Source organism: Fructilactobacillus ixorae (genome assembly GCF_024029915.1).
Lineage (GTDB): Bacteria > Bacillota > Bacilli > Lactobacillales > Lactobacillaceae > Fructilactobacillus > Fructilactobacillus ixorae.
The window spans coordinates 962,731-976,023 of sequence record NZ_CP097478.1 but is presented as its reverse complement, the minus strand read 5'-3'; the positions used below and the strand labels follow the sequence as shown (position 1 = coordinate 976,023).

Sequence of the window (13,293 nt, the reverse complement as noted above, 5' to 3'; positions counted from 1 at the left end):
GAATGGATTAGCCAATGGTGAGATTGAAATGTTTTTAAAAGTTCTAAGTTAAGAAAAAAGTTTCCCTTTTCTACGCAAAGTCGCTTATAATGACAGCAACGATAGTTATAGGAGGGCGAAGGATGAAGGGGAAAGAAATTATTTTGGGTCTACTAGAAACCCGGGGACCACTGACGGGCTATGAGATCAACGAAATTATTCAAAACCAGTTGAGTCATTTCTATGATGGCAGCTACGGGATGATTTATCCGACGTTACGGAAGCTTGAACAGGATGCTCTGGTGACCAAGCGCCAGGTTAACCAAACGGAAAAGCCCAATAAAAACGTGTTTTCAATCTTACCCGCCGGTCAAACTGCATTTCGCCAGGCGCTAACGTCAGAGCTTGCGACGGACACCTTTAAATCAGATTTCTTATTAAAAATGTACTTTGGGGATCAACTGACGCCAGCGCAAAAACGTACCTTAGTGCAACAAGAGTTGGATCTGAAGCAGTTAAAGTTAGATGCACTCCACGCTAATTTGACTGATTGGCAAGCCCGGGGGATGACGGAAAACCAACGCTTGACTGCCAACTATGGGATTGCAACGTACACGGCGCAAATTAAGGTTTTAAAGGAAGCATTACAGCAATTAACGAGAAGCTAACCAACGCCAAAGAGCCCCTCATCGGAATCGATGGGGGGCTTCTTGACAGTCATGATACAGGTTTAGTGGGGCATAGTTAGCTAACGGTGAATCCATTCGATGGCCATTTTTAAACTAGCCATTGAGGTGGTGAAGTTTCGGGTTGGAAAAATCCACGAGGGAGGCAAAGTCATTGCCAAAAATGGGATGTTCGGCAACGACCACGTCTGCATCAATCCGGGCTCAGGTTGAGGTCATAATGGTTTTGATTTAACTTATGAAAGTACGAAATTTCTACGGGACGAACTCCATTGGCGGTAATTTTAAACATGAGAGTGTTAAACCGAGCCGGAATCCGAGCCGGGTTGAAAGCGCTCCTTGGCAGGCAACCAAAAGGTGGTAACGTCTCGTTTTTGTTCCAACTGGTGTGTGATAATTGCCCGCAGGAGTTCAGTGGGAAGCGGATGGTCGTAAGGAACCCGGATGGTTTTATGGCCATATTGCAGTCCCAGTTGTTTTGCCAAGGGTAGAAAACGCCGGGTGATGGCCTGCCCTTCGAGACCAATTGAATAGTGCTGGGTGGCAGCGCTCAAGCCAATGATGTAGGTCCCATGGGCTAAAAACATCGGTTGGTTATATTTGATGACCAGGTCGAGTTGCGGAAAGTTAGTTGTGATCCACTGCAACACGGCTTGAAAGCTGGTCCGGTGAGCGGGATTAGAAATGTGCTTGAGGTATGCGGAAATGGTTTTCATGAAGGGCTCCTTCCTAATGAGTGGTGATAGAAAAACCTACTTCTCGGGATGAAAAAGTAGGTTTTGGATAAATGATTTATTGATCGCGACTATTTAACGACACGTTTCCCTTGTCGACCTGCAGAATTGGTTGATTGGTGTCGTTACGAACCACGCGAATGTTGGAGTAGTCATCTTGATTCTTGGAGTTACTATCGATGTCTTTGGAGATGGTTTGTAACGCTTTAACCAGCGCGTTCCAAACCTGTGGGGAACCGGATTCCGCACTCTTCACAATTGGAGAAGAGGCGGGCAGGTTCACGTTAACCGTTTGTGAGTTTGGATCCCACTTAACGTCTGAGCCTTTACTGTGTGGCACCTTTGCAACGATTTTTTCGACACCCTGGGCGGCATCCTGACCGGATTCATATTTGTTTGATTGAAAGTTAAAGAAGGCAAAGATTCGTTCAATTCCCTGGGGCTGTTTCTGGCCGGCTTGCGCAGCCTGATTTGCCTGCGAATTTTGGTAAGTGAAGAAGGCAATGATGGCCAACAAAATGATAATCAATAAAACGATCACATTACGCCAAAAGTGTGATTTTTTTCGCCGGGGACGTGGGCTAGTTGGATTAGTAGCAGCCGGTTTCGTGGGTGCTGGTTGTGACTGTGTAGCGTTAGCGCTGACCCGGGTTTGGGGTTCATCACAGTATGGACAGTAAGAAATGTCGTTGGGGAGAATATTTTCACAGCGTGGACAAAAGTGGGAACTAACGTCACTTCGCTTTAAATAGGTCGGATTGAGGGTGGGTTGCTTGGTATTGCAGTAGGGACAATACTGCGCGGTATTCGGGATCCCTTTCCCACAGTTAGTACAAAATTTGTTGTTTTCGTTATTCATAAAGAAACTCCTTTAGGTCTTTACCCTTATTCTACCATATTAACAATTTGCACAAAATTAGAAATAAAAGGCTTGAAATAAGCAATGAAAACGCATACAATGGTTTTTGTACTAAAAAAGTAACGATTAAATTAGAGAGAAGAGGAACTAAAGATGATGCCGTTTGTCGTTTTAATTTTAGGAATCATGTTGTTACTATTTTTAATCATCAAACTCAAGCTCAATACGTTTGTATCATTAATTGTGGTAGCAATTTTAGTGGCATTGGGACTCGGAATGAACCCGGCCTCAATCGCCAACTCCATCAAGTTAGGGATTGGAAACACGCTAGGAGAACTAGCGGTCGTCTTCGGGTTTGGAGCCATGATCGGACGCCTGGTTTCTGATGCCGGGGGTTCGTATCGAATCGCCCAGACGTTGATTCGTCGGTTCGGAAAGAAGCGGTTGCAGTTAGCAATCGTGGTGGCGTCCTTCATTATTGGGATGTCGCTCTTCTTTGAAGTTGGGCTGGTGCTCTTGACGCCCATCGTATTTGCGGTGGCCTTAGAAGCCGACGTTCCGTTCCTATACCTCGGCATTCCGATGGCTGCTGCCTTGTCAGCCACCCAGGGATTCTTGCCCCCTCAACCAGCTCCAACGGCCGTCGCAACGGCCTTGGGCGCTAACATCGGGCAAGTGCTCCTGTTTGGGATTATCGTGGCCATTCCATGTGTGATCGTGGCTGGTCCGCTATGGACGAAAGTAGTTCGGAAGTTTTTCCCGGATGCCTTTGTGGTAAAGAAGAGTTTGCCAGCCTTTGGGGAAGTGAAGGAATACGACTTAAAGGACACCCCAAGCTTTGGATTGTCGGCCTTGACTTCATTACTTCCAGCGATTTTCATGGCATTGAACACCATTTACCAATTGACGGTTAATGGTGGAAAAGAAATTAAGAATCCCCATGGTTTTGATGCCGTCATTTCCATGCTCGGGAATCCGATGATTGCGATGGTAATTGCCTTGCTCTTCGCTATCTGGTCCATGGGCTTTCACCGTGGTCGCGATATGAAACAAATCTCTGCAAGTATCTCCGAAGCCGTAAAATCAATCGCCATGCTCCTGCTTGTCATTGCCGGTGGAGGGGCTTTCAAACAAGTCCTGATTGACGGAGGCGTTGGTAACGCCGTTAAAGACATGATGATGCACTCGAACCTGTCACCCATCCTCTTAGGTTGGTTAGTGGCTGTAATCTTGCGGGTTTCCTTGGGATCAGCAACGGTGGCCGGAATGACGGCTGCTGGATTGGTAATGCCATTGATGTCCTCCTTGAACGTCAACCCCGTAATGATGGCCTTAGCCATTGGAGCTGGTTCCCTGGCGGCTTCCCACGTTAACGATGCGGGCTTCTGGATGTTTAAAGAATACTTTGACTTAGACGTTAAGCAGACGTTAGGAATTTGGACGAGTCTAGAAACCGTGATCTCGGTAACGGGACTGATTGTCGTGTTACTGCTAAATCTGGTAGTTTAGATTTAAAATAAAACAAGCAATCATAATTATGATTGCTTGTTTTTTATATCATTATCTTTAATTTTTAGGAGCATAAAATGAATAAGGAAAAAAATATTGTTATTATTGGTAACGGATTTGATTTGATGCACGACTTAGATACTTCATTTAAGAGTTTTGTTAAAACAACTTTTGATGATCATGATAAGTATATTTTAGAAAAAATTAGGCGTGAAGCAATTATCTTTAGAATAAAAATGTTAACTAAACTAAAAAGTCAAAAAAATCAAGAAAATCTTATTAAAAAAATTGATGATTATACTACTCAAATCCAAGGTGGAGATGATTGGTACGACCTAGAAACCATTCTTAGAGATTCAATGTTTTATGAATATCAATATATTGATGATAAATATGATAAAGATGGTAAAAAGAAAACTTTATCCTACGACAAAATAATAGATCAATGGAGAGAAAAGCTGAGGAAGTATCTAAAAGAACAAGAAAATGATAGAAAGTTTGAAAAAGTTGATAAAATTTTGCAAAATGCGGATAACATCCTCACATTTAATTATACAGATACTTTAGAAAAAAATTATGATGTTCCAAGTGAAAAGATTAATTATTTTCACGGTTCTATCGATGAGGAATTTGTTTTTGGATATTCACCGGATAAAATTCCTAGAAGTAACGGACGCAATTTAGATAAATTAAACGAAAATGATGATTATCAATATGAAAGTGTTAATTTATCGTCAGCTTTTAAATATGAAAATCCTGAGGAGATAAACATAGAAATGATATCTCCAATGAAAGCAGTCCAAAGATTTATTTTATGGGCAAAACGGAGTGAACAGTATAAAAATTTACTCAAAGAAGAACTAATTGAAATATTTTTCCCAGATGTTAATAATTCTGATAAGGGATATCGATATTTTTTAGAATCGATTAATAACGCCTTTATGATGGAAAACCCTTTCGAAATAAAACCTAGAACTTTGAATTATAATTTGGTTGAGACCTCTGATCAAATTACCAACAATAATATTGAAGAGCTTAAAAGCAAATTAAAAAAGGATAATAGAAATCTTGATATTTTGGATGCTTATTTTAAGGATAAACAAAGTTTAAACTTTGATAATGGAGATAATGTTACTATCACTATCATCGGACACGATTATGCCTCAGATGGTGATATAAAGATGTTCATTACTGAAGCAGTTAACCCTAATAGTATTAAGCGAATAGATTACTATTACTATATAAGTGAAGAAAATGATGGAAGTGTAAATGACAGTGAAAAGCAGAAAAAAATGAGGGAAAAACTTAGTAAACAATTCGATGTTGATGGAGGTATTATTAGAACTATAAACTTAAACTCTCTTATTTAAATATCATCCCGCCACAACGGCTGCGACATACAGCGCGCGCCACCCCGGCCCCGGGCTAGTTCTGAAGAGGGGATTTCGTGCACGATGAGACCGTGCTCGCGCATCAACTGAATCGAGCGGTAGTTGCGGTCGTAGGTGATCACTTCCCCAGGGGCGATCGCCAGGTTATTCGAACCGTCGTTCCACTGTTCACGAGGAGCAACGATGGCATCGCCACCACCCGTTTCAATTAGATCAATCTCACTTAGACCGAGGGAGGCTTGTAAGACGGGTTTTAAGTGGGTGGCCCGTTTAATAGCTACTCCACCGTGTCCGTCCGGGTGAAGCACTTCAATATTTAACCGGTAATCGTGGTCCATGATGCCGGGGAAAATGGTGAATTGCTCACGATTAACCATCGTGAACACGGTGTCTAAGTGCATCATGGCGTGGTTGTGCGGAATGTGAATGGCAATGATGGTTGTAAAGGAGGACGCTGGATTAGTAAAGAGGTGCTGGGCGAGGGTCAATGCGGCAGTTCGGGTGGTGCGTTCTGAAATCCCGAGGGCTAACGTTTGCCGATTAAGCACCAGCTCGTCACCGCCCTCCAAATGAGTCGGCAACGTGGGGGATAACCAGGTGGGGGTCGCCTGAAAGCGTGGGTGATGCTGAACAATCCACGAGAAGATCATGGATTCCGGTTTACGGGCGGCAAAGGTCATGGGATTGATGGTGACCCCGGTGCCCAGCGTGGCCTGGGGATCGCGCGTAAAGTAAGCGTTGGGAAGGGGCGGGAGTAGAAACGGTTGCTGGTAGTTTTCTGGCAACCCGACCGTGGCCCTTCGTAATCCTGCGTAAATGGTGTTGGTTAGTGCCGGGGCCGGTAATTGTTCCAGGTAGGTAGTCGTTTCCTGCTTTGGGAGCGGTGCCAGGGCAAATTGAGCGAGGTAGGCGGCGATGAACGCCGTTTTAGTGTTTGGCTCATTCAGAATCTCCGTCAGTAAGTGCTCAACGTAAACCGGTTCGATGTGATGCTGACGCAAAAGGTCAGTGAACTGATCGTGCTCTTGTTGCGCCACTTTCAAAAAGGGGACATCATCGAAAAGTAACTCCTGCATGGTAGCCGGAGTGATATTTTCTAGTTCGGCCCCGGGTCGGTGCACTAAGACCGTTCGTAAGGGGCCAATCTCTGAGTTAACCTGTAAGTGGTGATCCATAAAAGTTCCTCCTCGCTCAGTAGTTTTGCGCTTTGCGCTTAGCATAACGGAGTTCGGGGAAAAAGCCGAGGGTTAGTGTTAGGTTAAATGACATTAAAAAAGTGCAATCGCACGTTAGTTAAAAACTAAAGCACGATTGCACTTTTAAATTGGGAGGTTTAGAAGGCTTGACCCGTCGGCCGAACCATGATTTCGTTGATGTCAACGTTTTCCGGTTGGCTCATCATGAAGACCGCTAATTCAGAGATGTCATCAGCACTTAACCAACCGTTCTTCGTCGCGTTATTTGCAGCCATGATTTGGTCATGGGTAGCTTGATCGTTAATCGTGTTCATCAGGTTCGTATTAACGAAACCAGGGGACACAATTCCCGTCTTAATGCCGTTTTCGTGTTCTTCTTGCCGTAAGCCTTCCATGATGGCCTTGACGGCAAATTTAGTCCCGCCGTAAACGCCAAAGCCAGGAGAAACCTTGTGGCCGGCAATGGAGTCAGTTGCCATGATCAAACCATGACCTTGTTTGCGCATCGTTGGAACAGCTGCAGCAATTCCGTTTAATACACCCATCAGGTTGGTTGCAAGCAGCCCCTGCCAAACTGGTAATTTTTCGGCATCCGCAATCTTGCCCTTGGGCATAATGCCAGCGTTATTGTACATCACGTCGAGCTGACCAAATTGATCGAGGGCTAACTGAACTAGGGCTTGGACGTCACTAGCATTTGTGACGTCAGTGAGCTTGGTCGCAAAATTTTCCGGATGAGCCACTTCTGCTTGCATGGCATCGAGTTTGGCTTGGTTTCTCGATCCAATCACGACTTGGGCACCACGTTCGTTAGCTAACTTGGCAGTGGCAGCGCCCATTCCGGACGAACCACCGGTAATTACAATCACTTTATCTTTTACACTCATAAGTTTGAACTCCTTTTAGTTGAGATAAATTCATTGTACGCTTGCAATGGGCGCACAATGCAAATAATTAGCTTACGAAAGTTATACTAACGGGGCCAAAAAATCATGTAGCATTTGTTTCCCGGTGGTTTGAATGGCAAAGGAACCATTGGCAAAACACCAGCTCAGCATTAGACCACGTACCATGGTTTCCAATTCCAAAAAGAGGGTTGCTTCGTCACTCCGCTTAATTTCATGGGCAGCGATGGCCGCGTGGAGTTCGGCTTGCAGGCCAGTGGTAAAGGTACGTCGCTGAAAGTGGTTTCCGGGTGCGGTGAGGTTCGCATCCAGATTAGCAATGAAGGCCCGGGTGGTGATTTCAACACCCATGGTTGCAGCAAATTCAAATTCGGCCGCTACCAGGGTTTGTAATTTGGTGAGGGGCGACATTGATTGCGACGCAAGCTGAGTTAAAAGGGTTTGCATGGTCTGGTTTAAATGGTCGTAATAAACCTGGGAGATTAAGTCCTGTTTGGACTTGAAGTAGAGGTAGAACGTCCCGGTGGAAACGTGGGCGGCCGTAACAATGTCTTTAATTGAGATGTGCGTAAAGCCGTGTTCCTTAGTTAATTGGACGGCGGCCGTAAAGATTTTTTGTTGGGTGGCGAGTTTTTGCTGCGTTCGCTTGTTAACCATTGCCAGTTCCTTTCCATTTGGATTATAATGAAGATGTTCAGTGAATGTGTTCATTGGAATTAAAGAGCAGTAAAATGAGGAGGAAGCACCATGTTTATAATTGAATTAACGTATCAAAAACCACTGGCTGAGGTGGACCAACAGTTAGCGGCGCATAACGCGTATTTAGACCGCAATTATGCCGCTGGGAACTTTCTGTTGTCAGGGCGCAAGGAACCACGGGACGGGGGCCTTATTCTTGCAACCGTTGCTTCTCGAACGGAATTGGAAGCGATTTATCACCAGGATCCGTTTTATCAACACCAGCTTGCACAGTATCGCATCGTCGAGTTTCATCCATCCAAAGCGACATCCAGTTTACAGGCGTTCATCAACGCGTAAATTAAGCGACCCGATTACCAACTTGGTAATCGGGTCGCTTTTATAGTGGTGGCTGTAGTTAAGCACCAATTACGATTTTTGGCGAAATGAAACCCAAATGGCCCAGAAGTAGTTCAAGATGATGACGACTACGTTTTGGAACACGTTTACCAGGTTCTTCCCTAAATTGGAATCAAACTTTAGTACGCTGACCCCGAGAACTAAAAGGCCGGCTCCGATGAGGTAGGTTAACAAGCGGCCCGCGAAAAAGGTGACCAGTTGGTACCAAAATTCCCGGGTGGAATCGTGGTGATTGTGAAAAACAAAGTACTTATTGGTATAAAATGCGAATAACACCGTGATTACCCAAGCAACCGAGTAGTTAATGACGTAGTTTAAGCTGGTATATTGCGTCAGCAGGTAGAAGGTCACGAGGTTCACCACGGTGGCTGCGACCCCCCAAAAGAGGTAGAAAAGCACGTCGTGGTGGCGTTGATAAAGCGCTTGCAATCTTTTCATTAGGCCTGCTCCTCAATGATGTATTGGGGGCGACGCTTCGTTTCGAGGTAGATTTTACCAATGTACTTGCCGAGAATCCCCAGACAAAAGAGTTGAATTCCACCAATGAGGAGCATGATGGACACGAGGGACGGCCAGCCGGCCACGGCATCGCCAAAGTAGAGGGCCCGAATCACCACGATGATGATGCCAACCATGGCGAGGAAACAGGAAATCCCCCCGACAAAGGTGGCAAGGCGCAGCGGGGCATCGGAAAAATCAACGATGCCTTCGATGGAGTATTCAATTAGTTGCACCATTGACCAGTGGGTCTCACCGGCTGCGCGCGGACGACCCTGGTACTCCAGGTACTTGGTTTGAAAGCCCACCCAGCTAAAAATTCCCTTGGAAAAGCGGTTGTATTCGGTCAGTTCGTTGACCGCTTTCACGTACCGCCGGGTCATGAGCCGGTAATCGCGGACGTTGGGTTTAATTTTCACGTCCGAAAGGCTGTCGATGACCTTATAGAAACTAGCGGAAAGAAAGGCTCGGATGGGATTTTGTTTGCGGCTAGTTTGAACACAGCCCACGCAATCGTAGGGTTGTGTGGTGATAATGTGGAGCATCTTCGGGAGTAATTCGGGGGGATCCTGGAGGTCGACGTCCATTAACGCTACGTAGTCGCCCGTGGCATTTCGAAGTCCCGCTGCCATTGCCGCTTCCTTGCCAAAGTTTCTAGAAAAGGAAATGAAGTGGACGGTTTCTGAATGTTCATGATGTAAATCTCTGAGAATCTGGGCGGTGTCATCGCTAGATCCGTCGTTAATAAAGAGATAGTCCGGCTGATACTGGATGGTCGGCTGGTTCATGGTCGCAAAAACCTTTTCCACTGTATCGTAAAATAATTGGATTGATGCTTGTTCGTTATAACAAGGGACAATCAAACTGATTGTTTCCAAATTGGTTCCTCCTTGGTTGTTCAAGGTTAATCGAAAAGTAGCACTACTCTTTTATTCTAGCATTAATTTAGGGTAATTCGAAATGCTAATTTCTGCTACAATGAAACCAACCGATTTTACCAACGAATGAAGTTGTAACTTAGAGGAGGATGTGTAAGCATGGCAACCCGCAAACAAAAGGTGATTCAGTTTTGTAAACTGGTACTTAAGCGTTTTAACCTCGGGGAAGTTTCTGATTCAGCCGTGGTGTTCGCGTACTACGTGTTGTTCTCCCTCTTTCCCATCCTGATTATCATTGGTGGGATTATTCGCTTAACCAATTCCAACGTTAACCACGTGCTCGCCACGATTCATTCGATGGTACCAGGGTCGATTTACCAGGGGATTGCCCCGATTGCTAAGTCAATTTTTACCGGGAACGGAGGTAGCATCCTGTCAATCGGGATTATCATCGTGATTTGGTCGGCTAGTAGTTCGATGGCGGCGTTTCAACGGTCCGTCAATAAAATCTACGGAGTTACCGACCAGAGTTCGCTGATGAATCGGCTAACTTCGTTTGTATGGATGCTGTTGTTAGTAGTGCTCTTGTTTGTGCTCATCATCGTCATGGGCTTTGGTCGCGGGTTATTGAAATTTGCCCACCAAGAACTGCACGTGCCAACGAGCGTCGTGAATCTATTAAATGACGCACGCTTTCCCGTCACATTAGGCTTATCCATCGTTATTTTAACCCTGCTGTACTACTTTGTTCCCAGTGTGACGACCAAGTTTCGGTACGTGGTCTGTGGAGCAGTGGTCGCGTTGATCGGCTTACTGGTGTTAACCCAGGTCTTTTCGTTAATTATCAGTTCCTTTTTCAGTAGCATTTCGGCTTACAAAACCCTCGGAACCGTGATGGTCTTGATGCTGTGGCTAAACTTCATGGGGACGATTTTATTGTTCGGCGCTGTAATCAACGCCAGTTTGCAGGAGTACTGTGACGGCTCGTTGCCCGAGGCGACCACGCAAACGTCACTTAAATCACTGGTAAGCAAAAAGCCCCACACCAACTAGTGCGGGGCTTAGCGAATGGTTAGTCTGCTTGGGGCAGATGTTCAACCAGCGTTTTCGAAAATTGATCAAGGGTCTCAATGTCTGCTTCGTCTGGATCAAGATTAATCTTCACGTTCGGAGCGCCTTGGGTGGCGCCCGCTTGTTTCAGGGCAGTAGCGAATTTATCAACGGCAACGTTATAAAATTCTTGGTAAAAAACGTCGCCGGAGCCAGCGACCCCAAAGATTTTTCCGGTTAAATCCAAATCAGCGAGATCATCGAAAAAGTCGAGACCTTCTTCTGGCAGATTGCCTTCATCATAAGTGTAGGGACAGATTACGATTAAATCACTTGCGAGCAGTTCATCTGAGTCCGTTTGCGAAATCTCGGTTTCCTTTACCGTGAGACCAAGATCTTCTAATCCCTCGGTGACAATGTCCGCGATATCTTCGTTGTTACCAGTGATGGTGGCAAACACCACGTGTGCTTGAGTCATGGGCGCACTTCCTTCGATTTTTTCCTTAGTATAGCAGAAGCAGTGATAATTGTGAATTTAGAAAGGATGAGTACGATGGGAGCTGATGCAGTGACAGCGAAAGTCACCAAAGTGGTTGCGCAACAGCAAGCCGGGCGCTATAACGTTTATCTAGACGGTCAGTATGCCTTCCCGGTGAGTGAAGAAGTCCTAATTCAGTACCATGTATTTCAGGGACAGCAACTGACGCGCTCGTTAATTCAAACAATTCAATTGGCCGATCAACAGGCAAAACTGTACGCCAAAGCGGTTGACTTTATTTCGTATCAAAGTCGCACGGAGGCTGAAGTACGAACGAAACTAGCAACGTTAACTGATGATGAAGCGGCGATTGCTCAGGTGGTGGACCGGTTAAAACAGTTACAGTTGCTTGATGATCGCCAGTACGCGCAGCGGTATGTGCAGCAGGTGGTCTTGGCGGGGAAAAAGGGTCCCCAAGCGGCGCAACGGTACCTCCAACATAAAGGAATTGCGGAAGCTCTTGCCCAGACGGCGGTGGCGACCGATTATCCAGCCGACCAAGCGCTTAAAATTGCCATCCAGTTAGCGCAAAAGACGTTTGACCAAGCGCGACGTTACCCATATAATAAGAGAATTGAAAAGACTAAATTAGCACTGATGCGCAAGGGCTTTGCCTTTGCCACCATCGACGAGGCGCTCGCCGCAATTGACGATACGGTTGATGCAGATGACCAAGCCCGTTTGTTAGCACAAGCGGGGGAGAAAGCCTGGTATAAGTATCGCAAGCAACCGGGGCTTATCCGGGAACAAAAGGTCAAACAGGCCTTGGTACGGCGGGGCTTTGCCTTCGATGACATTGATCAGTTGATAGACGACATAAAGGGGCAGCAATGAAAACGAGCAACAGCAAACGCACACAGTTATTATTTTGGACCTTAGAAATTCTCCTAGTGGTGGCGATTATCTATGGATGTACCAAGATTGACTTCATGTTTCGACCAATCGGGGTCTTTATTTCCACCATCTTTGCCCCGTTGTTAATTGCCGGATTCCTCTATTACATGTTGAATCCAATTTTGGAATTATTAATGAAGATTCCCGTTTCAAAAACCAAGCGGATCAACCGGACGTGGGGAACCACACTCATCTTCGTGGTCTTTATCGGTCTGATTATTTTCATTTTTGTGTCTTTCTTACCCCGGTTAGTCGGACAAATTGCGAACATGGCGAGTCATATGCCCCAGTTTGCTGCGCATCAAGAGGAATCGCTCACGAAGCTTTCCAAGCACGGTTTTTTGAAAAACATTAACTGGGATCCCATTATTACGAAGGTCCAGAGTGAATATTCTTCATACCTGAAGAGTTTGTTGACCCACTTGTCCTCAAGTGCGGGGGACATCATTTCCATGGCGGCTAACATCGTGGTTACGATGATTACAGCCCCGATCATCCTCTTTTACATGTTAAAAGATGGAGACAAGTTCCTGCCTAGTATTGAAAAACTGTTTCCCGCGTTGTCAGAACGGCACCGGAAGCAAACAACGGCCTTATTAACTAAGATGAATCAAACCCTGTCCCACTACATTGGCGGTCAGGTGATTGAGTGTCTGTTTGTCGGGACCTTCACCACGATTGGGTACTTCTTAATCGGGCAAAAATATGCCTTGCTCCTCGGGGTCTTTGCCGGGTTCTGTAACTTGATTCCCTACGTGGGACCCTACATCGGGATTTTGCCCGCGCTCTTAGTGGCAATTACTGTGAGTCCCGCTCAGGCCTTCTGGACGATTGTGGTGGTCATTATCGTCCAACAAATTGATGGAAACTTTGTCTACCCGAACGTGATTGGGAAATCGCTCAACATCCACCCGTTAACGATCATTATTATTTTGCTAGCAGCCGGGCACATTGCCGGGTTGCTGGGGATGATTTTGGCGATTCCAATCTACGCGATTGTCAAAGTGATCATTAGTTTCTTTTACAACATTTGGCAACTTCAACACGAACAATAACCGAAAAATCCGGTCACCCGGAT

General features: G+C 45.6%; 16 protein-coding genes. 8 read left to right on the top strand and 8 right to left on the bottom strand.

Annotated elements, in window-relative coordinates; translation table 11 throughout:
- The first annotated feature begins 122 nt into the window (after positions 1–122).
- Both M8332_RS04865 and M8332_RS07195 read left to right on the top strand, forming a co-directional pair.
- Positions 123–647 (top strand): PadR family transcriptional regulator, encoded by a 525-nt coding sequence (locus M8332_RS04865; protein WP_252779714.1) that lies wholly within the window; start codon positions 123–125, stop codon positions 645–647.
- A 99-nt stretch (positions 648–746) separates the two neighbouring features.
- The gene (locus tag M8332_RS07195; RefSeq protein ID WP_289847008.1) at positions 747–878 is read left to right on the top strand and encodes a hypothetical protein; all 132 of its coding nucleotides are present in this window, start codon (positions 747–749) and stop codon (positions 876–878) included.
- A gap of 86 nt (positions 879–964) precedes the next feature.
- Here M8332_RS07195 and M8332_RS04860 read toward each other — a convergent pair whose 3' ends face one another.
- Both M8332_RS04860 and M8332_RS04855 read right to left on the bottom strand, forming a co-directional pair.
- A complete protein-coding gene (locus tag M8332_RS04860; protein ID WP_252779713.1) occupies positions 965–1,381 on the bottom strand; it encodes an iron chaperone in 417 nt (138 codons plus the stop codon).
- Positions 1,382–1,457: 76 nt separating this feature from the next.
- Positions 1,458–2,258 (bottom strand): zinc ribbon domain-containing protein, encoded by an 801-nt coding sequence (locus M8332_RS04855; protein WP_252779712.1) that lies wholly within the window; start codon positions 2,256–2,258, stop codon positions 1,458–1,460.
- Positions 2,259–2,411: 153 nt separating this feature from the next.
- Between M8332_RS04855 and M8332_RS04850 the strand changes: the two genes are divergently transcribed.
- Together M8332_RS04850 and M8332_RS04845 are read left to right on the top strand one after the other, a co-directional pair.
- Positions 2,412–3,767, top strand: a complete 1,356-nt coding sequence (locus M8332_RS04850; protein ID WP_289847007.1) for a gluconate:H+ symporter — start codon at positions 2,412–2,414, stop codon at positions 3,765–3,767.
- Between the two features lie 77 nt (positions 3,768–3,844).
- The gene (locus M8332_RS04845) at positions 3,845–5,137 is read left to right on the top strand and encodes an AbiH family protein (protein ID WP_252779711.1); all 1,293 of its coding nucleotides are present in this window, start codon (positions 3,845–3,847) and stop codon (positions 5,135–5,137) included.
- Here the strand turns inward: M8332_RS04845 and M8332_RS04840 are convergent.
- The 3 genes from M8332_RS04840 to M8332_RS04830 all read right to left on the bottom strand — a co-directional run bounded on the left by M8332_RS04840 (position 5,134) and on the right by M8332_RS04830 (position 7,916).
- Positions 5,134–6,333 carry an arginine deiminase gene (locus M8332_RS04840; protein ID WP_252779710.1) on the bottom strand — a complete coding sequence of 400 codons (1,200 nt, stop codon included), beginning with the start codon at positions 6,331–6,333 and terminating at the stop codon, positions 5,134–5,136. The two genes, M8332_RS04845 and M8332_RS04840, sit on opposite strands and share 4 nt — an antisense overlap.
- A gap of 158 nt (positions 6,334–6,491) precedes the next feature.
- Positions 6,492–7,241 carry an SDR family oxidoreductase gene (locus tag M8332_RS04835; protein ID WP_252779709.1) on the bottom strand — a complete coding sequence of 250 codons (750 nt, stop codon included), beginning with the start codon at positions 7,239–7,241 and terminating at the stop codon, positions 6,492–6,494.
- Between the two features lie 81 nt (positions 7,242–7,322).
- Positions 7,323–7,916 (bottom strand): TetR/AcrR family transcriptional regulator, encoded by a 594-nt coding sequence (locus M8332_RS04830; RefSeq protein WP_252779707.1) that lies wholly within the window; start codon positions 7,914–7,916, stop codon positions 7,323–7,325.
- A 90-nt stretch (positions 7,917–8,006) separates the two neighbouring features.
- On the opposite strand from M8332_RS04830, the gene M8332_RS04825 reads away from it, so the two are divergent.
- Positions 8,007–8,297, top strand: a complete 291-nt coding sequence (locus M8332_RS04825) for a YciI family protein (RefSeq protein WP_252779705.1) — start codon at positions 8,007–8,009, stop codon at positions 8,295–8,297.
- A gap of 69 nt (positions 8,298–8,366) precedes the next feature.
- On the opposite strand, the gene M8332_RS04820 is transcribed toward M8332_RS04825, so the two are convergent.
- Positions 8,367–8,795: a GtrA family protein gene (locus tag M8332_RS04820; RefSeq protein ID WP_252779704.1), complete on the bottom strand. Its 429-nt coding sequence runs from the start codon at positions 8,793–8,795 to the stop codon at positions 8,367–8,369.
- Positions 8,795–9,733 (bottom strand): glycosyltransferase family 2 protein, encoded by a 939-nt coding sequence (locus M8332_RS04815; RefSeq protein ID WP_252779703.1) that lies wholly within the window; start codon positions 9,731–9,733, stop codon positions 8,795–8,797. Before M8332_RS04815 ends, M8332_RS04820 begins: the two co-directional genes overlap by 1 nt.
- Positions 9,734–9,892: 159 nt before the next feature.
- Here M8332_RS04815 and M8332_RS04810 point away from each other — a divergent pair, with 159 nt between their 5' ends.
- A complete protein-coding gene (locus M8332_RS04810; protein ID WP_252779702.1) occupies positions 9,893–10,786 on the top strand; it encodes a YihY/virulence factor BrkB family protein in 894 nt (297 codons plus the stop codon).
- Positions 10,787–10,805: 19 nt separating this feature from the next.
- On the opposite strand, the gene M8332_RS04805 is transcribed toward M8332_RS04810, so the two are convergent.
- The gene (locus M8332_RS04805; RefSeq protein WP_252779701.1) at positions 10,806–11,261 is read right to left on the bottom strand and encodes a flavodoxin; all 456 of its coding nucleotides are present in this window, start codon (positions 11,259–11,261) and stop codon (positions 10,806–10,808) included.
- A 90-nt stretch (positions 11,262–11,351) separates the two neighbouring features.
- Here M8332_RS04805 and M8332_RS04800 point away from each other — a divergent pair, with 90 nt between their 5' ends.
- Positions 11,352–12,155 carry a RecX family transcriptional regulator gene (locus M8332_RS04800; RefSeq protein ID WP_252779700.1) on the top strand — a complete coding sequence of 268 codons (804 nt, stop codon included), beginning with the start codon at positions 11,352–11,354 and terminating at the stop codon, positions 12,153–12,155.
- The gene (locus M8332_RS04795; protein WP_252779699.1) at positions 12,152–13,270 is read left to right on the top strand and encodes an AI-2E family transporter; all 1,119 of its coding nucleotides are present in this window, start codon (positions 12,152–12,154) and stop codon (positions 13,268–13,270) included. Before M8332_RS04800 ends, M8332_RS04795 begins: the two co-directional genes overlap by 4 nt.
- Positions 13,271–13,293 lie beyond the last annotated feature (23 nt).

Bases quoted from the DNA above. Each gene is read 5' to 3' on its own strand.
- M8332_RS04830 (WP_252779707.1), bottom strand. From the start codon at position 7,916: ATGGTTAACAAGCGAACGCAGCAAAAACTCGCCACCCAACAAAAAATC.
- M8332_RS04835 (WP_252779709.1), bottom strand. From the start codon at position 7,241: ATGAGTGTAAAAGATAAAGTGATTGTAATTACCGGTGGTTCGTCCGGA.
- M8332_RS04865 (WP_252779714.1), top strand. From the start codon at position 123: ATGAAGGGGAAAGAAATTATTTTGGGTCTACTAGAAACCCGGGGACCA.
- M8332_RS07195 (WP_289847008.1), top strand. From the start codon at position 747: ATGGCCATTTTTAAACTAGCCATTGAGGTGGTGAAGTTTCGGGTTGGA.
- M8332_RS04850 (WP_289847007.1), top strand. From the start codon at position 2,412: ATGATGCCGTTTGTCGTTTTAATTTTAGGAATCATGTTGTTACTATTT.
- M8332_RS04860 (WP_252779713.1), bottom strand. From the start codon at position 1,381: ATGAAAACCATTTCCGCATACCTCAAGCACATTTCTAATCCCGCTCAC.
- M8332_RS04795 (WP_252779699.1), top strand. From the start codon at position 12,152: ATGAAAACGAGCAACAGCAAACGCACACAGTTATTATTTTGGACCTTA.
- M8332_RS04855 (WP_252779712.1), bottom strand. From the start codon at position 2,258: ATGAATAACGAAAACAACAAATTTTGTACTAACTGTGGGAAAGGGATC.
- M8332_RS04820 (WP_252779704.1), bottom strand. From the start codon at position 8,795: ATGAAAAGATTGCAAGCGCTTTATCAACGCCACCACGACGTGCTTTTC.
- M8332_RS04810 (WP_252779702.1), top strand. From the start codon at position 9,893: ATGGCAACCCGCAAACAAAAGGTGATTCAGTTTTGTAAACTGGTACTT.
- M8332_RS04845 (WP_252779711.1), top strand. From the start codon at position 3,845: ATGAATAAGGAAAAAAATATTGTTATTATTGGTAACGGATTTGATTTG.
- M8332_RS04825 (WP_252779705.1), top strand. From the start codon at position 8,007: ATGTTTATAATTGAATTAACGTATCAAAAACCACTGGCTGAGGTGGAC.
- M8332_RS04840 (WP_252779710.1), bottom strand. From the start codon at position 6,333: ATGGATCACCACTTACAGGTTAACTCAGAGATTGGCCCCTTACGAACG.
- M8332_RS04805 (WP_252779701.1), bottom strand. From the start codon at position 11,261: ATGACTCAAGCACACGTGGTGTTTGCCACCATCACTGGTAACAACGAA.